Source organism: Bifidobacterium choloepi (assembly GCF_010667615.1).
GTDB lineage: Bacteria > Actinomycetota > Actinomycetes > Actinomycetales > Bifidobacteriaceae > Bifidobacterium > Bifidobacterium choloepi.
Genome location: NZ_VYSG01000001.1, coordinates 242932 through 260865, shown reverse-complemented (window position 1 = coordinate 260865; position 17934 = coordinate 242932). Strand labels below are relative to the sequence as shown.

Here is a 17934-nt window from a genome sequence, read left to right as displayed (position 1 = left end):
AGAGCAATTGGACACCGCCCCGGTGATTGTCAGCCGGAGGGGCCGACGGCGCGGACAGCGCCGCTTCCGGGCGAGCAGCCTCATGACGGACAGCTTCATGACGAACAGCTTCGCGAATTGCATAGAGACACGAGGATCGATATGACTGATGGATCGTTCGACAACGACGGCCAGTGGAAGGACGATTCGTCCGGTGACGACGGCCGCGTGACCCTCGACGATTTCGACGCCGCCAACGAGCTGGCCGGCGCCGGCGCCAGCGCTCCGGCGGCGAAGAAGCGCCATGTCTGGCCGTGGATCGTCGGCGGCGCCATCGTCGTCCTCGCGGCCGCGGCCGGCTGCACCGCCTGGTTCTTCCAGTCGCACACGCTGCCCGGCGTCTCGCTGTGGGGCACGTCGATGACCGGCAAGAGCACGCAGCAGATCGCCGACGAGATCAACGAAACCGTCGCCGACACGAAGGTGCCGGTCAGCTACGACGGCAAGACCGTCGACGTGACGCTTTCCGACCTCGGCATCACCGTCGACGCGGACTCGATCGCCGACCAGGCCGAGCAGGCCAAGCGCGACCTCGCGTGGTGGGAATGGTACAGCCCGTGGACCACCGTCGACGTCACGCCGACGATCGACCTGTCCGGCATCGACGCGACCAAGCTCAACAATGACTTCGGCGTCTCCGGCGCCACGGCCGCCGTCAACGCGTCGCTGCAGCTCGACGACGACGGCAACATCGAGGTCGTCGACGCCGTCACTGGCACCGGCATCGACCCGACACCGGTCGCCAACGAGGCCGTCGCCGTCGTCGAGTCGTTCGGCACGAAGCAGGCGTCGACCGTCACCGGCACCGAGACGACAATCGAGCCGGCCGTCACCGACGACATCGCCAACGCCGCGAAGACGAAGCTCGACGGCCTCGTCGACAACCCGGTCGAGATCGACGTCGACGGCAACTCGATCGGCACGTTCACGGCCGAGGCGCTGCTCGACGCGACGACGATCGACCCGTCCGCCACGCAGGAGACCGCCTCCGACGGCGACTACGTCGTCGACAACCTCGTCATCGACTCGGCGAAGCTGCAGGACTGGTACGACAAGAACATCAAGGCCAACCTGTCGGCGACGGCCAGCGAGCAGGACGAGATCGTCAACAACGACGGCGACGTGCTGCAGGTCACGACGAAGGGCCACGACGGCGTCACGATCGACGACGGCGCGGACGACAACGTCGGCGTCGACGCCGCCAAGGCGATCGTCGACGGCACGACGAAGGTCAGCGTCGACGGCACGTTCACGGCGATGAAGGTCAACAAGACGGTGCGCCACATGGTCGCCGACCTGTCCGACCACACGCTGACGTTGTACGAGAACGGCAAGGCCATCAAGGTCGTCCACTTCCTGTGCGGCATGGGCAATGACTTCAAGACCGGCGAATGCACCGGCGACTTCTGCACGCCGACCGGCGACTTCAAGATCTGGCTCAAGTACGACAGCCAGAACATGACCGGCACGCTGACGACGTCGACCGGCGAGACCGAAAGCTGGGACGCGCCGAACGTCGGCTACGTCAACTACTTCTCGAAGTCCGGCTGCGCCATCCACCGCATCGCGACGTCGGAGCCGTGGAGTGACGCACAGATCGCCGCCTACACGAAGAACACGTCGCACGGCTGCATGGGCATCGGCTGGGACGTCGCCGAGGAGGTCTACGACTTCGCGATCATGGGCGTGACATTGCACGTCCAGCAGTGACGTCGCGGCGTCGCGCATGACAGTCGAGGGGGCGACCGGAACGGAAATTCCGGTCGCCCCCTCTCGTCGTATTGGCATAGTCAGCGAGATGCCGCGCCGTCAGCCGGCACGGTGGCCGCGGCGACGCGACGTCGCATGGCGGTTCAGCCTCGACTGGAACGACGCGAACGCCTCGGCCAGCAACTGCGACGGCGTGACGCCGAGCACGCGGCAGACGTCGACGAACTTCGGCAACGTCATCGACTGGCGCCCCTGCTCCACCCGTCCCATGAACGAACGGTCGATGGCGGCGCGGTTGGCCAGTTCCTCCTGGCTGATGTGCATCGCGTGGCGCCGGGCGGCGATCGCGTTGCCGATGAGCTGGCGTTCCAGCTCGTCGCGGCTGTCTCGTGTTTCGGGGTCCAGCTGGCACGGTTCGGTCGCCATCATGGCGATCGTCGCCTCCTCGAGGAGACTGCCGACGCGCTGCGCGCCGTCCTCCCCGGCCATCTGGACATCATGCATGGATTCCATCGAAAACGAGCGCCGACGAAAACTCCACGGACTATAGTCCGCAATTTGCCATGATTCGATGACGAAACCACGCCGGGACCGGGCATAGACGCAATCCGATTGATTGACAGAATGGAGCAGGAAGGTTCGGTTTGTGCGAACGGGTGGTGGTAAAAGGGAATCCGATCTGTTAGGTTTGCGTGAGGAAACGTTTCATTATGGGAGGCGCACACAGTGACAGAACTCCACACCAACGGACCCGACGCCGGAGGCGGCGTCGAGGCTCCCGCGGCCGCCGACGTCGAGATGAACCAGTACGTCGCGGCCCGTGGCCAGGTCAACGAGGACAAGCTCCGCCAGGACGACGAGATCATTGGCCAGTTCGGCGACTACACCTACGGCTGGCACGATTCCGACGCGGCCGGCGAGGCGGCGAAGAAGGGCATCGACGAGCAGGTCGTCCGAGACATCTCCGCCGACAAGCACGAGCCCGAATGGATGCTCGAGATGCGCCTGCGCGGTTACCGGGCCTTCCTCGACAAGCCGATGCCGAACTGGGGCGTGGACCTGACCGGCTTCCACGCCGACGACTTCAAGTACTACGTCAAGCCGGTCGGCAAGCAGGCCGCCACCTGGGAGGACCTGCCCGACGACATCCGCACCACGTACGACCGCCTCGGCATCCCCGAGGCCGAGAAGAGCCGTCTCGTCTCCGGCGTGGCCGCCCAGTACGAGTCCGAGGTCATCTACAACTCCATCCAGGAGGACCTGAAGAAGCAGGGCGTCATCTTCGTCGACACCGACACCGCCGTGCGCGAGTACCCCGACCTCGTCAGGAAGTACTTCGGCACGATCGTGCCGCCGGAGGACAACAAGTTCGGCGCGCTCAACACGGCCGCCTGGTCGGGTGGCAGCTTCGTCTACGTGCCGAAGGGCGTCCACGTCGACATTCCGCTGCAGGCCTACTTCCGCATCAACACGCCGAACATGGGCCAGTTCGAACGCACGCTGATCATCGCCGACGAGGGCTCCTACGTCCACTACGTCGAGGGATGCACCGCGCCGATCTACAGCACCGACTCGCTGCACGCCGCCATCGTCGAGATCATCGTCGAGAAGAACGCCCGCGTGCGCTACACGACGGTCCAGAACTGGTCGAACAACGTCTACAACCTCGTCACGCAGCGCGCCTACGTGCGCGAGGGCGGCACGATGGAATGGGTCGATGGCAACATCGGCTCGAAGGCCACGATGAAGTATCCGGCCTGCATCCTCGCCGAACCGTATGCCAAGGCGTCCACGATGTCTCTTGGCTTTGCAGGCAAAGGCCAGTACCAGGACACCGGCGCGAAGATGATCCATCTCGCCCCGCACACCTCGTCGACGATCGTCGCCAAGTCGATCTCGCGAGGTGGTGGCCGCTCCGCCTACCGCGGCCTCGTCAAGATCGTCGACGGCGCCGAGGGCTCCAGCTCGAACGTCGTCTGCGACGCGCTACTCGTCGACGACTTCTCGCGTTCGGACACCTATCCCCACGTCGACGTGCGCGAGGACGACGTCTCGATGGCCCACGAGGCCACCGTCTCGAAGGTCTCCGAAGACCAGCTGTTCTACCTGATGAGCCGCGGCCTCGAGGAAAAGGAGGCGATGGGCATGATCGTGCGCGGCTTCGTCGAGCCGATCAGCCGCGAGCTGCCGATGGAATACGCGCTCGAATTGAACCGCCTCGTCGAACTGCAGATGGAAGGATCGGTTGGCTGAGTCATGGCTGAACTGAAGAACACGGAAATCAACATCCCGGTCGCCGACCCGGACGATCCGTACGCCATTCCGGCGGCGATGCCGTCGTCCGCCGACAACGCACCGCGCTCATTCGAGGTCGGATCGTTCCCGGTACCCACCCGCAAGCAGGAAGACTGGCGCTACACGCCGGTCGACCGCATTGCCGAATTCTTCGACGTCTTCGAGCCGTCCGGCGAGACGGCGCTGACGGCGACCTACGTCGACGGCACGCCGCTCGACGGCGCCGTCGCGACGTGGACCACCGAGGAATTGGGCGCCGAAGACTCCGGCATCGTCTCGAAGCCGAACGACCGCGTCTCCGCCGTCGAATGGAACAGCGCCGCGCAGGCGCATGTCCTGCACGTCGTCGCCGACACCCCGCAGCCGATCCTGATCCGCGTGACCGGAGCCGGCCAGGACCTCGACGCGCTGCACCTGGTCATCCGGACCGACGGCAACCTGCACGCCGACGTCATCGTCGAGCACGCCGGCGACGCTCGTCTCGCCGAGGGCGTCGAGATCGAGACCGGCCCCTATTCGGCCGTCTCGACGACGTTCGTCCAGGAATGGGACGCCACCGCCAAGCACGTCGGCAACCACCGCATCCGCGTGGGCCGCGAGGCGTCGCTGCGCCACTCGGTCGTCACGCTCGGCGGCGACGTCGTGCGCATCCGCATGGACCAGGACTTCGCCGGCGAACACGGCGACCTCAACATGCTCGGCATCTACTTCGCCGACCCGGGCCAGCACATCGAGCACCGCACGATGGTCGTCCACAACGAGCCCGAATGCCGTTCCCGCGTCGTCTACAAGGGCGCGCTCGACGGCAAGGACGCCCACTCGACGTGGGTCGGCAACGCGCTGATCCAGCCGACGGCACCCGGTACCGACTCCTACGAGCTCAACCGCAACCTCGTGCTCACGCCCGGCGCCATCGCCGACTCCGAGCCGAACCTCGAGATCGAGAACGGCAACATCGTCGGCGCCGGCCACGCCAGCTCCTGCGGCCGCTTCGACGACGAGGAACTGTTCTATCTCGAATCCCGCGGCATCAGCGAGAAGGAAGCCCGCAAGCTCGTCGTGCGCGGCTTCTTCGGCGAGCTCGTCGAGGAAATCGGCATCGACTCGATCGCCGCCCACCTGATGGCCGTCATCGACCGGCGACTGGCCGACAGCGACCGCCGCTGAACATCCACGGAAGAATCGTTCGAACCTGAAGGAAAATACTATGTCAACTCTGGAAATCAAGGATCTCTACGCGGCGGTGGAGACCAAGGAAGGCCGCAAGCAGATCCTCAAGGGCGTCAACCTCGTCGTCAACTCCGGCGAGACCCACGCGATCATGGGGCCGAACGGCTCCGGCAAGTCGACGCTGGCCTACACGCTGGCCGGCCATCCGAAGTACGAAGTCGAGTCCGGCGAAGTGCTGCTCGACGGCCAGGACCTGCTCAAGATGACGCCGGACGAGCGCGCCAAGGCCGGCCTGTTTCTCGCCATGCAGTACCCGGTCGAGGTGCCGGGCGTCTCGATGACGAACTTCCTGCGCACCGCGAAGACCGAGATCGACGGCAAGGCGCCGGCGATCCGCACGTGGACGAAGGAACTGACCGACGCGATGAAGCAGCTCAAGATGGATCCGAAGTTCGCCACGCGTTCCGTCAACGAGGGTTTCTCCGGCGGCGAGAAGAAGCGCGCCGAAGTGCTGCAGCTCGAGCTGCTCAAGCCGAAGTTCGCCATCCTCGACGAGACCGACTCCGGCCTCGACGTGGACGCCCTGAGGATTGTCTCCGAAGGCGTCAACCGCGCCAAGGCGGCCAGCGACTTCGGCATCCTGATGGTCACGCACTACACGCGCATCCTCAAGTACATCAAGCCTGACATCGTCCATGTCTTCGCCGACGGCCACTTCGTCAAGACCGGCGGTCCGGAACTCGCCGACGAACTCGAGGAAACCGGCTACGACGCCTTCATGCCCGACGGCTCCTCCGAGAGCGCCCTGGCCTGAACGGGAGGTCCGATGACTGATTTCGAAGCGATTCGTGCCGAGTTCCCGATCCTGGACCAGGAAATCAACGGGCATCCGCTCGTCTACCTCGACTCGGGGGCGACGGCGCAGAAGCCCCAGTGCGTCATCGACGCCGAATCGGAGTTCTACTCGACGATCAACGCCGGCGTGCACCGTGGCGCCCACGAACTCGCCGCCCGCTCGACGATGGCGTTCGAGGACGCCCGCGCCAAGGTCGCCCGGCTCGTCGGCGCGAACTGGGAGGAAGGCGAGGAGGAACTCGTCGTCACGTCCGGCGCGACCGGCGGCCTCAACCTGCTGGCCACGGCGTTCGGCAACGCCTCGATGGGACGCGGGGGAGAGGCGGCCAGGAAGCGCTTCGGCGTCGGCCCGGGCGACGAGATCGTCGTCTCGAAGGCCGAGCACCATTCGGTGCTGCTGCCGTTCCAGGAACTTGCCGCCCGCACCGGCGCCACGCTCAAGTGGTTCGAGCTCGACGGCGAGGGCCGCATCCTCGCGGACACGGCCGGCGACGTCATCACCGACCGCACGAAGATCGTCGCCGTCACCCACGTCGGCAACGTGACCGGCGCCGTCACCGACATCGCGCCGATCATCCGGCGCGCGCACGAGGTCGGCGCGCTGTTCGTGCTCGACGCCTGCCAGTCGGTGCCGCATCTGGCCGTCGACTTCCACGCGCTCGACGTCGACTTCGCCGCGTTCTCCGCGCACAAGATGTACGGACCTACCGGCGTCGGCTTCCTGTATGGGCGCCGCGACCTGCTCGAACTGCTGCCGCCGGCCAGCTTCGGCGGCTCGATGGTCGAGCTCGCCTGGATGGACCGGCCGGCCGACTACATGATGCCGCCGGCCCGCTTCGAAGCCGGCACGCAGCCGGTCGCCCAGGTCGTCGCCGCCGGCGTGGCCGCCGACTGGCTGATGGGCATCGGCATGGAGAACGTCGAGGCCCACGAACACGAGCTCGCCGGCGAACTGCTCGGGATCCAGGACATCGACGGCGTGCGGCTGCTCGGACCGAAGTCCAACGAGCGCAGGATCGGCACGATCGCGTTCGAGATCGACGGCGTCCACCCGCACGACGTCGGCCAGTACATCGACGCGCAGGGCATCGCCATCCGCGTCGGACACCACTGCGCCCAACCGGTCCACCGGCATTTCGGCGTCTACGCCAGCAACCGCGCCAGCGCCGGCGTCTACAACGACAAGGCGGACATCGAGCGGTTCCTCGAGGCCGTCGGCGGCGTGCGCAAGTTCTTCGGGGCGTGAGTCAGGAACAGGAAAGGAAGGCCATGACCGATTCCGGTCTGGAACAGATGTACCAGGAAGTCATACTCGAGGCTTCGAAGCATCCCCACGGGAAGGAGTCGTTCGCCGTCGACATCGCCAGCGAGGCGGCCGACGGCGCCATGTCGGCCGGCGAGGCGACGGTGACGGCGGCGCATGCCAGCTGCTCGGCGGGCGAATCGCACCAGTTCAATCCGACCTGCGGCGACGAGGCGACCGTCCATGTCGAGATTGCCGACGGCGACCCCCACGTCATCGAGCGGCTGGTCTGGGACGGCCACGGCTGCTCGATCTCGCAGGCGAGCCTGTCGATCATGGTCGATCTTGTCGAGGGCAGGACCGTCGACGAGGCGATGGCGCTGTTCGCCGACTTCCACGAGCTCATGCAGTCCCGCGGCGCCGGTCTCGACGACGACGAGAAGGAAGAGGCGCTCGGCGACGCCGTCGTGTTCGAGGGCGTCTCGAAATATCCGATGCGAATAAAGTGCGCGCTGCTCGGTTGGGAAGGACTGAAGGACTCGATGGCCCGCGCGCTGGCCGCCAACGCCTAGGGAGGCACGATGAACGACAGCAACCTGGTTCCCGGACCGAAGCACACGATTTTCGACGCCGTCAACGCCGTCGTTCCCGACGCCGACGAGGCGTCGGCCATCATCGCGAACCCCGAGCTCGCGAAGAACCTCGAGCACGGCACGCTGGCGAAGGGGACGTTCGCCGCCGCGGACGATGCATGCGCATGCGGCGACAGGCACGAACAGGAGGAGCAACCGATGAGCGAACCGAACAACGCAACCAATCCGGCCGAACAGGCCCCGCAGCCCGACCCGACCGTCGACGAGACCGGCGACATCACGCTCGTCTCCTACTCGCAGATCGGCATGGCGACGGCGCAGGACGTGCGCGAGGCGCTCCACCAGGTCATCGACCCGGAACTCGGCATCGACGTCATCGACCTCGGCCTCGTGTACGGCATCGAGATCGACGAGCTCGGCCGCGCCATCATCACGATGACGCTGACGACGCCCGCCTGCCCGCTGACCGACCTCATCGAGGACGAATGCGCGTCCACGCTGGCCGGTCTCGTCGAGGAATTCAGGATCGACTGGACGTGGACGCCGCGCTGGACCGTCGACAAGATCATGCCGGAGGGCCGCGAGCAGCTCGCCGCCCTCGGCTTCAACCTCGACGCGCTGCCGCGCTACTGAACGGCCGTCCTAGTCGCGCACGCGGGTGGCGTAGAAGGCGACGGCGCTGCTGGCGGCGACGTTGAGGCTGTCCACGCCGTGGCTCATCGGAATCTTGACGGTGAGGTCGGCGTGCGCAATGGTCCTGCGGGACAGGCCGTCGCCTTCGGTGCCGAAGATCAGCGCGAGCTTGTCGACGTAATCGGGGTCGTCGGCCGGCAATTCGAGCCGGTCGGTCAGGGCCTGCAGCGAGATCGAGTCGTCGGTCAGCGCCATCGCCGCCGTCGTGAAGCCGAGGCCGTGCAGCTCGGCAAGGCCGGCGTCCGGCCATGCGCGCTTGCCGTCGGCGCCCCCATTCGCCACGACGTCGTCGATCTGCGCCTGCGTGATCGGGGAGCGGTCGCGGCTGGCCTGTTCGCGCAACGCGTGCGAGCGGTCCCGTCGCGTCTCGTCCCGGGCGATGTCGTCGCCGCCGATGCGAGTCCACGGCACCTGGAAGACGGTGCCCATCGAGACGCGGGCCGCGCGCCGGTATAGCGGGTCGGCGCAGCTCGGCGTGACCAGCACGGCGTCGACGTCGAGCGCGGCCGCCGACCGCATGATGGCACCGACATTCGTGTGGTCGACGATGTTTTCCAGTACCGCCACGCGCCGCGCCCGCGTCCGCGTGAGCAGTTCCGTCACCGTCGGCAGCTTCCAGCGCCGCATGGCCGCTATGGCGCCCCTGTGGAGCCGGTAGCCCGTCAGTCGCCGCAGCTGTTCGGGGCTGGCGACGTAGACGGGCACGTCGGGCCCCCAGTGGGCGTCGATGTCGGCGAATTCGCCCGCCATGCCCTCGAGCCACGGCTCCTCGACGAGCAGCGACAGCGGCTCGCGGCCGGCCGCCAGCGCCCGGTCGATGACCTTCGGCGACTCGGCGATGAAGATGCCCTTCTCGGGTTCCAGCCTGTTGCGCAGCTGCAGCTCGGTGAGATTCACGTAGGCCGCCAGCCGCTCGTCGTCGATGGAATCCACGCGGATGATCTGCATAGGTCGCCTTTCGTCGAGGGGAGGGAGGCGGCGGCCCGGCAAGAAGAACGATTTGTCCGCCGTCGACCCGGTCCCTGTCTTGTGCCGGGAAAAACAAGAAGGCCGCGAACCCTTGGTTCGCGGCCTTTCCAGTGTCCGGAGCGGGACTTGAACCCGCACGCCCGTTTAAAATAGGCACTAGCACCTCAAGCTAGCGCGTCTACCATTCCGCCACCCGGACAGGTGTCCGTTGCGCTTGGCAACGAAATGAAACTATAAGCGGTCGTGCCCAATAATGCAAAACTTCGGCGTGTCGCGCCATTTTCCAACGATTTTCGATTCCGGGCATCCGGTGAAGTATGCTGAGGGCCATGACAAATCCTCTCTTTGTGCTCGATAACTCGACCGACGACGTGCCAATGACGGCCGACTCGGTTCAGGTGGGCTGGAACCTCACGCTGCCGCCGGCGATCAAGCGCCACGCCATCGGCTCGATGCGCCTCAGGGAAGGCGATGCGCTGCAGCTGTCCGACGGCCACGGCCTCAAGATCAACGCGACGGTGGCCGACGCCGAGCGCGGCGACGTGAGGGTGGAATCGTTCGACAAGGAATCCAGGCCGGCCGTCCGCCTCGCGCTCGTGCAGGCGCTGGCGAAGAACGGCCACGACGAGCAGGCGATCGACGTCGCCACGCAGATCGGCGTCGACGAGGTCGTGCCGTGGGAGAGCGACCGGTCGATCGCGAAGTGGAAGGACGGCAAGACCGACCGCAAGTGGCGCTCGGTGCTCGTCGCCGCCACCGAGCAGTCCCGGCGCGGCTGGCTGCCCGAGCTCGCCGAAAGGCACACGTCGAGGATGATCGTCGCCCGGTGCCGGCGCGCCTGCGTGCGCGGGGGACTGGTCATCGTGCTGCACCAGGACGCGACCGACAGCTGGTCCGGCATCGAAGACAGGGTGCGCGAGGTCGCCCGCAAGTCGGCCGAAGACGGCAACGTGCGCACCGTCTCCGTCGTCGTCGGCCCCGAGGGCGGCATTTCCGACCGCGAGGTGGAGGAGTTCCGCGACGCCGGAGCCGAAGTCGTGCTCGTCGGCCACAACATCCTGCGCGCCTCGTCGGCCGGCCCGGTCGCCCTCGCGCTGCTCAGCCGCGTCCTCGGCCGCATCGAATAGGCGCCGCCGGGGCGCCCGGCTCGCGTCCGCGACATCCAAAAGGAAGCATGGCGGAACAAGCGGCCTGCGCGGCGCTGTAGAATGGTTGCTGTCGTTTTGTTGAGTTTTCATTGAGGGGAAAGACGATGAAGGATCCGAACTGCCTGTTCTGCAAGATCGTGGAGTGCGAGGTGCCGAGCGAGAAGGTCTACGAGGACGCGACCACCTACGCGTTCAAGGACATCAACCCGAAGGCCAAGGTGCACGTGCTCGTCGTGCCGCGCAAGCACTACGCGAACGTCGCCGAGCTCGCCGCCGCCGACCCGGGCCTGCTGGCACACATGGTCAAGGTCGCCCAACGCATCGCCGACCGCGAATACGACGGCGCCTACCGCCTGATCTTCAATACCGGCGAGGAGGCCGGCCAGTCGGTCTTCCACGTGCACGCGCACGTGCTGACCGGCGAGCCGCTCGAGGAGTAGGGCCGTCGGCGTCGGATAATCGGGGACGATCCGTCCGCGGGGGAGGACCGTCCAGTCACAATCGCAAAGGGGAGCCGTTGGCGACGACGAAGAGGACAGTGAACGTGCCGGCCGAGCTGGATCCGGTGTCGGTGTTCGGACCGTACGACGAGGTGCTGCGCGAGGTCGAGCGCGCCTTTCCGGACACGACGATCCACGTGCGCGGCAACGAGGTGACGATCCGCGCGACGACGAAGGCCGGCGAGGCCGAGGCCGTCCAGGCGCAGGACCTGCTCGACACCGTCATCGAGTCGGCGTTCACCGAGCCGATGGACGCCGACATGGTGCGCCGGCTCGTCGACCAGCGGGTGCTGTCGAACGACGTGCGCGAGGAAGTGCCCGGTCACGGCAGGACCGTCGAGGCGCTGCGCCGCACGAAGCGCGCCGTCGCCGCCAGCGGCCAGTCCTCCTCCCGCGCCGACAGCGCCGCCGTCGCCGATGGCGGTGGCCGTCACAAGCCGTCGCTGCCCGGTGTCATCGCCTACGCCGCCGGCCAGCCGGTGCGCCCGAAGACGGCCGGACAGACGGCCTACGTCAACGCCATCGAGGCGAACACGATTACGTTCGGCATCGGTCCGGCCGGCACAGGCAAGACCTATCTCGCCGTCGCCAAGGCCGTCCGCGCGTTCGACGACGGCAAGGTGCGCCGCATCATCCTGACTCGTCCGGCCGTCGAGGCCGGCGAGCGGCTCGGCTTCCTGCCCGGCACGCTGAACGAGAAGGTCGACCCGTACCTGCGTCCGCTCTACGACGCGCTCGGCGACATGCTCGGTGCCGACCGGCTGCGCCGCTATCTCGACGACGGCACGATCGAGGTCGCGCCGCTCGCCTACATGCGCGGCCGCACGCTCAACGACGCGTTCGTCATCCTCGACGAGGCGCAGAACACGACCGAGCAGCAGATGAAGATGTTCCTGACGCGCCTGGGCTTCAACACGACGATGGTCGTCACCGGCGACGTCACGCAGATCGACCTCGAGGTGCCACATTCGGGACTCAAGTCGATCGAGCGCATCCTCGGCGACATTCCGGGCATCGCGTTCGTCCATCTCGAATCGGCCGACGTCGTGCGCCACGCCCTCGTCGGCAGGATCGTCGCCGCCTACGAGAAGGCCGACGAGCGCCGGGAGGCCCGCAGGCTCGCCGAACGCCGCGACATCCACATCGGCGAGGAGCAGCTCGGACAGTAGCCGGCGACGGGACCGAGTAGGCTGGAAGCGCCGTTCCATAGACCACACGAAACTTGCAGGGAGAACCATGAGCGTCGAAGTCACCAACGAAACCGAGTGGATCATCGATCCGAAGGTGTTTTCCGATCTCGGACTGTGGGTGATGGACCAGATGAGGGTCAGCACGCAGTCCGATCTCGCGATCATGTTCGTCGACCCGGACCCGATCGCCCAGCTGCACGACCGCTGGATGGGACTCGAGGGACCGACCGACGTCATGAGCTTCCCCATGGACGAACTGCGTCCCGGCGACTCGCGCACGCTGTCCGAAGGCATCCTCGGTGACATCGTCATCTGCCCGTGGGTCGCCGAACAGCAGGCGCTGGCCGCCGGCCACTCGACGATGGAGGAGATGCTGCTGCTGACGATCCACGGCATCCTGCACCTGCTCGGCTACGACCACGGTACGAAGGAACAGGAACGCCAGATGTTCGGCCTGCAGCGCCAGCTGCTGCTCACGTTCTTCGCGGCCCGGCAGGGCTCGTCGTGGCTGGTCTCGTTGCCCGAGGGCGTGCCGAACGAACTCGAGCGCTGGGACCGCGAGCACGGCGCCGGCCGCCAGCTCATGCACTGAGCGCTTTTACCGCCGATGAAGGGCACGGAGGCGGCGTGGTAGCGTAAGGCGTATGGAAATCGTTCTGGTCGCCGTGTTCGTCGTCGTCGCCGTCGTGCTCGCCTGGATCTCGCTGATGATGGCGTCCGTCGAGAGCGCCGTCACCCGGGTCACGCGGGCCAACGTCAACAACTACATGATCGGCGTGCAGACCGGTCCGGAAATCAGCCAGTTCGCCCGCGTCAAGATCAACACGAAGCTGCGCAAGGTCCAGCGGCTGCTCGCGAACCGTCACGCCACCGGCAGCGCCTGCGCGTTCGTCAGGGTCACCTGCAACATCCTCGTCGGCGTCCTCGTCGCCACGACGGCCGACCTGCTCGGCGCGCCGATCTGGGGCGTCATCGTCGCCGGCCTCGTCGTCGCGATCGCCGTCGCCGCGATCACGATCGCGCTGCGGCCGCGCACGCTCGGCGTCGCCGGCTCCGCGCCCGACCCGGACGCGCCGCTCAGGACATTGATCCGCCATTCGACGATGGCGACCGTCGCCCTCAACTGCGCGCCGGTGCGCCGCCACGACGACGGCCGGACGAGGGGCGGCGACGGCGCCGAGCTGTCCGACGACGAGGAACTCGAGAAGCTCCAGCTGCGCCAGGGCCGCGCCGCCGTCGACCGGCTCATCGAGACGAACCGGTTCGACCCGGAAGTCTCCGAAATGCTGCGCAACGTCCTCGCCCTCTCGGACACGCTGACGCGCGAGATCATGGTGCCGCGCACCGACATGATCACGATCCAGCGCGACGAGACGCTCGAGGACTTCCTCAAGCTGTGCTCGCGCTCCGGCTACTCGCGCGTGCCGGTCATCGGCGACGACGTCGACGACCTGCTCGGCATCGCCTACCTCAAGGACGCCGTGCGCGCCACCGCGTTCAACCAGGCCGCCGACTCGCGCGCCGTCGAGTCGATCGTGCGCAAGGCCATGCTCGTGCCGGAATCGAAGCCGGCCGACGACCTGTTCCACGAAATGCAGCAGACGCGCCACCATGTCGCCGTCGTCGTCGACGAATACGGCGGCATCGCCGGCCTCGTCACGATCGAGGACGCCATCGAGCAGATCGTCGGCGAGCTCGAGGATGAACACGACCGCACGCAGCACGGCGAGCCGAAGCGGATCGTGCGCGAGGAAACCGACGCCGACGGCGACACCCGCGAAGTCGTCGAATGGAGCATGCCGGCGCGCACGCCGATCGCCGACGTCGAGGAAATCTTCCAGATCGACCTCGACGAGGACGACGTCGACACCGTCTACGGCCTGCTCACCAAGCTCGTCGGCCGCGTGCCGATCGTCGGCGCCACCGGCGTCACGCACGGCCTGAAGTTCACCGCCGTCGACTCTGCCGGCCGCCGCAAGAAAGTCTCGACGATCGTCGTCGAACGACTCGATCAGGGGACGGGGACCCGTACAATGGGAAGAATCGTGCACAATGACAGCACAGTGACTGACGGAAGTGGAGACGAACGCAACAATGAGTGACGAAAACGCGCGGCCCGAGACGTACCGATCCGGATTCGTGGCGGTCGTGGGACGGCCGAACGTCGGCAAGTCGACGCTGATCAACGGACTGATCGGCACGCAGGTCGCGATCATGTCGAGCCGGCCGGAAACGACCCGCAAGGCGATCCGCGGCATCCTGACGACCGACAACGCGCAGATGGTCCTCGTCGACACCCCCGGCATCCACCGTCCGCGCACGCTGCTCGGCCAGCGCCTCAACGACGTCGTCGACGAGTCGCTCGCCGACAGCGACGAGATCGCGTTCCTGCTGCCCGGCGACCAGGAGATCGGCCCCGGCGACAAGCGCATCCTGAGCCGCCTGCGCTCCCAGTTCGCGACGAAGCTCGAGGACGGATCGTTCAGCTGGAAGATTCCGCTCATCGGCGTGCTGACGAAGATCGACAAGCTCAACCGCCAGCAGATGATCGAGAAGCTCATCGAGCTCGACCAGTTCGCCGACTTCACCGAGATCGTGCCGGTCAGCGCGCTCGAGGACGACAACCTCGACGAGGTGCGCAACGTGCTCATCGAGAACCTGCCGGAAGGCCCGCAGATGTATCCGGCCGAGCAGGTCAGCGAGGAGCGGCCGGAAGAGACGATCGCCGAGCTGATCCGCGGCGCGTTCCTCGAGGAACTCGACGACGAGCTGCCGCATTCGCTCGCCGTCGTCGTCGACGGCATCGAATACCCGGTTGATCCGGCCACCGGCGTCAAGTACGACGGCAAGGCGACCGTCATGGTCTCGATCTACGTCGAGCGCGACTCGCAGAAGCCGATCATCATCGGCCGCAAGGCCGAGCATCTCGTCGCCGTCAAGAAGAAGCTGCGCACGGCCGTCAACCGCATTGTCGGCCAGAAGGCCGTCCTCGACATGCACGTCAAGGTCGCCAAGAGCTGGCAGAGCGACCCGAAGCAACTCGAGCGGCTCGGGTTCTAGCCCCGCGCCCACGCACATGAAGCACATGCGCATGTGAAAGGGTCCCCGCCTTTCGGCGGGGACCCTTTCACATGTCCTCACGTGCCCTTCGGGCTCAGTTCTTCGAGCTGTCGGACGGGACGACGGCCTTGCGCTTCGTGTACATCTGCGTGTTGAGCAGGTTCATGTAGCGCTTGATGACCTTCGGACGGATGACCTTCATCGACGCGGTCATCAGTCCGTTCTCCTGCGTGAAGTCTTCGGGCAGGATGATGAACTTGCGGACCGACTCGGCGCGGGAGACGCCCTCGTTGGCCTGGTCGACCCACTTCTGGACCTCGGCGCGGACGGCGGCGTTGTTGGCCGCTTCCTCCATCGTCATGTCGCCGTTGAGGCCCCTCGACATCAGCCACGGACGCAGGTTGTCCTCCTCCAGCGTCACGAGGGCGGAGATGAACGGGCGCTTGTCGCCGACGACGAGGCACTGCGAGACGAGCGGGCAGCGCTCGATGACTTCCTCCATCGGGCCGGGGGAGACGTTCTTGCCGCCGGCGGTGATGATGAGGTCCTTCTTGCGGCCGATGATGTACAGGAAGCCGTCGTCGTCGAGGCGTCCGAGGTCGCCGGTCATGTACCAGCCGTCCTTCGTGAACGCTGCCTCGGTGGCCTCCTCGTTCTTGTGATAGCCGCGGAACACGGCCGTGCCCTTGATCTGGATCTCGTTGCCGTCGCCAATGCGCAGCTCGAAGCCCGGGAACGGAATGCCGACGGAGCCGGCGTGGTAGGGCACGCCAAGCGGGTTGAACGCGGCCGGCGCGGTCGTCTCGGTCAGGCCATAGCCCTCGTAGACCGGAATGCCGGCGCCACGGAAGAAGCTCATCAGCTCCGGGTCGAGCGGGGCGCCACCGGTGACGATCCACTGGGCGTGGCCGCCGAGCACCTCGCGGATGGACGAGTAGACGAGCGGGTCAAACGCGTTGCGGCGCGCCTTGACGAAGCGGGACGCCTTGCCGCGTTCGGAGATTTCCTGCATGTACTTCTGCGCGGCGACGACAGAGGCGGCGAACACCATGCCCTTCGCGCCGGTGCCGGCCTTCTGCGAGGCGGCGTTGTAGATCTTCTCGAGCACGCGGGGGACGACGATGGTGGTGTGCGGACGGGCGACCTGGAGATCCGAAGTCAGCGTCTTGATGCCGGAGGCGATGTAGATGTGGATTTCGGAGGCGACGCAGATGTAGTTGATGGCGCGGGCGAACGTGTGGGCCTGCGGCAGGAACAGCAGCACGCGGTGCTTCTTGTTCATCATCAGCTCCGGCATGAACGCCGGCAGGTTGACGGCCGTGATGCCGTAGTCCTCGTGGATCATCTCGACGCCCTTCGGCGCCGCGGTGGAACCGGACGTGTAGACGATGGAGCACAGGTCTTTCTTGCCGACCGTCGCGATGCGCGCGTCGAGATCCTCGTCGGTGATGACGTCGCCGTACGCCTTGATCTCCTCGAGGCCGCCGGTCTCGAGGCACACGACGCGCTCGAGCGTGGGGCAGTCGTGGACGGCGAGGTCGCTCTTGTCCTTCATCGACTTCGTCTCGACGATGAGGATGCGGGCGTCGGAGTTGTCGACGATGTTGCGGATCTGCTCGTCGGAGTCGGTGTCGTAGACCGTCGCGAGCACGCCGCCGATCGCGAGGACGGCGCCGTCGACGACGTTCCAGTCGTAGCTCGTGTGGCACATGAACGCGACGCCGTCGCCCTTCTTCAGACCGTAGTGCATCAGGCCCTTCGCGACGGCGCGGATGTCGGCGAGCGTCTCGGACGCCGTCTTGGTGACCCAGTCGTCGCCCTGCTTGAACGTATACAGCGGCTGCTCGCCCATGCGGCGGGCGCGATCGGCGTACAGGTCGTAGACGGAGAAGTCGTCCGGCAGCGGCGGATTGCCTTCGGTCGACGCGGTCAGGAAGTCCGAGTCGGCGTCGATGAACGTCGTCGTCGGCCGGTCCGGACCCCAGTAGTCGACATGCGGCAGGTCTTCGTAGTTGTGGTGCTGCGGCGCGGACTCCGAATCGAGGTAGTCGGGTTCGTCCGGGGTGTCGTCGGTCACCGGGTGGGTGAAGTCCGACTTGAGATTCAGGACTTTCTGCGTGGTCTTCGACGCAGTTTCCTTGAGCGATTGTAAAACGGACACGGTGATCTCCTTGTCAAGACTTCCAACATTCTTTCCTGTTGCTATCTGGTCATCCTAGTGAGATTTTGGGACCGCTGCATCCTACGGAACCGTAGCTTTCGGCTATTTCCCGCCGTTTTCCGGGCATCGGCCGGAGAAAATACCCGGTGGGTGAACAATACTCCGGCACGATTCGTCCGCACGGCGCCGAATGCCCCCTCCGTCGTCCACGACAGGAAAACGGCTGAAACATGGACCCGATGTGAAAGCGCCCCCGTTGTCGGTTACACTGGTGCGCTGTATGCCCGGTGCGCTGAAAGGCCAACGGA

Annotated in this window: 16 protein-coding genes and 1 tRNA gene; 13 read left to right on the top strand and 4 right to left on the bottom strand. The window is 66.3% G+C overall.

Going from position 1 to position 17934, the window contains the following annotated elements; genetic code table 11:
• Window positions 1-141: 141 nt before the first annotated feature.
• Window positions 142-1749, top strand: a complete 1608-nt coding sequence (locus F6S87_RS01155; protein ID WP_163226844.1) for a L,D-transpeptidase — start codon at window positions 142-144, stop codon at window positions 1747-1749.
• A 99-nt stretch (window positions 1750-1848) separates the two neighbouring features.
• On the opposite strand, the gene F6S87_RS01150 is transcribed toward F6S87_RS01155, so the two are convergent.
• Window positions 1849-2253, bottom strand: coding sequence for a helix-turn-helix domain-containing protein (locus F6S87_RS01150; RefSeq protein ID WP_196779059.1), 405 nt, complete (start codon window positions 2251-2253; stop codon window positions 1849-1851).
• 294 nt (window positions 2254-2547) lie between these two features.
• On the opposite strand from F6S87_RS01150, the gene sufB reads away from it, so the two are divergent.
• Genes sufB through F6S87_RS01120 form a run of 6 tightly spaced genes read left to right on the top strand, consistent with a single transcriptional unit; the run spans window position 2548 to window position 8538 of the window.
• Window positions 2548-4002 carry a Fe-S cluster assembly protein SufB gene (sufB, locus tag F6S87_RS01145; RefSeq protein WP_163227520.1) on the top strand — a complete coding sequence of 485 codons (1455 nt, stop codon included), beginning with the start codon at window positions 2548-2550 and terminating at the stop codon, window positions 4000-4002.
• Window positions 4003-4005: 3 nt separating this feature from the next.
• Complete coding sequence (sufD, locus tag F6S87_RS01140; protein ID WP_163226843.1) at window positions 4006-5211, top strand: Fe-S cluster assembly protein SufD; 1206 nt, start codon at window positions 4006-4008, stop codon at window positions 5209-5211.
• 40 nt (window positions 5212-5251) lie between these two features.
• On the top strand, window positions 5252-6028 hold the full coding sequence (gene sufC, locus F6S87_RS01135; RefSeq protein ID WP_163226842.1) for a Fe-S cluster assembly ATPase SufC: 777 nt from the start codon (window positions 5252-5254) through the stop codon (window positions 6026-6028).
• Between the two features lie 12 nt (window positions 6029-6040).
• On the top strand, window positions 6041-7315 hold the full coding sequence (locus F6S87_RS01130) for a SufS family cysteine desulfurase (protein WP_163226841.1): 1275 nt from the start codon (window positions 6041-6043) through the stop codon (window positions 7313-7315).
• A 23-nt stretch (window positions 7316-7338) separates the two neighbouring features.
• Complete coding sequence (gene sufU / locus F6S87_RS01125; protein ID WP_163226840.1) at window positions 7339-7884, top strand: Fe-S cluster assembly sulfur transfer protein SufU; 546 nt, start codon at window positions 7339-7341, stop codon at window positions 7882-7884.
• 9 nt (window positions 7885-7893) lie between these two features.
• On the top strand, window positions 7894-8538 hold the full coding sequence (locus F6S87_RS01120) for a metal-sulfur cluster assembly factor (protein WP_163226839.1): 645 nt from the start codon (window positions 7894-7896) through the stop codon (window positions 8536-8538).
• A gap of 9 nt (window positions 8539-8547) precedes the next feature.
• On the opposite strand, the gene F6S87_RS01115 is transcribed toward F6S87_RS01120, so the two are convergent.
• Entirely contained in the window at window positions 8548-9546 is a 999-nt protein-coding gene (locus F6S87_RS01115) for a TrmH family RNA methyltransferase (RefSeq protein ID WP_163226838.1), read from the bottom strand.
• A 132-nt stretch (window positions 9547-9678) separates the two neighbouring features.
• Window positions 9679-9766: transfer RNA gene (locus F6S87_RS01110), tRNA-Leu, on the bottom strand.
• Window positions 9767-9896: 130 nt separating this feature from the next.
• Between F6S87_RS01110 and F6S87_RS01105 the strand changes: the two genes are divergently transcribed.
• The 6 genes from F6S87_RS01105 to era all read left to right on the top strand — a co-directional run bounded on the left by F6S87_RS01105 (window position 9897) and on the right by era (window position 15465).
• Entirely contained in the window at window positions 9897-10694 is a 798-nt protein-coding gene (locus F6S87_RS01105; protein WP_163226837.1) for a 16S rRNA (uracil(1498)-N(3))-methyltransferase, read from the top strand.
• Between the two features lie 125 nt (window positions 10695-10819).
• Window positions 10820-11155 carry a histidine triad nucleotide-binding protein gene (locus F6S87_RS01100; RefSeq protein ID WP_163226836.1) on the top strand — a complete coding sequence of 112 codons (336 nt, stop codon included), beginning with the start codon at window positions 10820-10822 and terminating at the stop codon, window positions 11153-11155.
• Between the two features lie 77 nt (window positions 11156-11232).
• Window positions 11233-12384, top strand: a complete 1152-nt coding sequence (locus tag F6S87_RS01095; protein WP_163226835.1) for a PhoH family protein — start codon at window positions 11233-11235, stop codon at window positions 12382-12384.
• Between the two features lie 67 nt (window positions 12385-12451).
• On the top strand, window positions 12452-12997 hold the full coding sequence (gene ybeY / locus F6S87_RS01090; protein WP_163226834.1) for an rRNA maturation RNase YbeY: 546 nt from the start codon (window positions 12452-12454) through the stop codon (window positions 12995-12997).
• 52 nt (window positions 12998-13049) lie between these two features.
• The gene (locus F6S87_RS01085; protein ID WP_163226833.1) at window positions 13050-14507 is read left to right on the top strand and encodes a hemolysin family protein; all 1458 of its coding nucleotides are present in this window, start codon (window positions 13050-13052) and stop codon (window positions 14505-14507) included.
• Window positions 14500-15465 (top strand): GTPase Era, encoded by a 966-nt coding sequence (gene era, locus F6S87_RS01080; RefSeq protein ID WP_163226832.1) that lies wholly within the window; start codon window positions 14500-14502, stop codon window positions 15463-15465. The genes F6S87_RS01085 and era overlap by 8 nt, the downstream gene beginning before the upstream one ends.
• Before the next feature lie 94 nt (window positions 15466-15559).
• On the opposite strand, the gene F6S87_RS01075 is transcribed toward era, so the two are convergent.
• Window positions 15560-17626 carry an AMP-dependent synthetase/ligase gene (locus F6S87_RS01075; protein WP_163226831.1) on the bottom strand — a complete coding sequence of 689 codons (2067 nt, stop codon included), beginning with the start codon at window positions 17624-17626 and terminating at the stop codon, window positions 15560-15562.
• Window positions 17627-17934 lie beyond the last annotated feature (308 nt).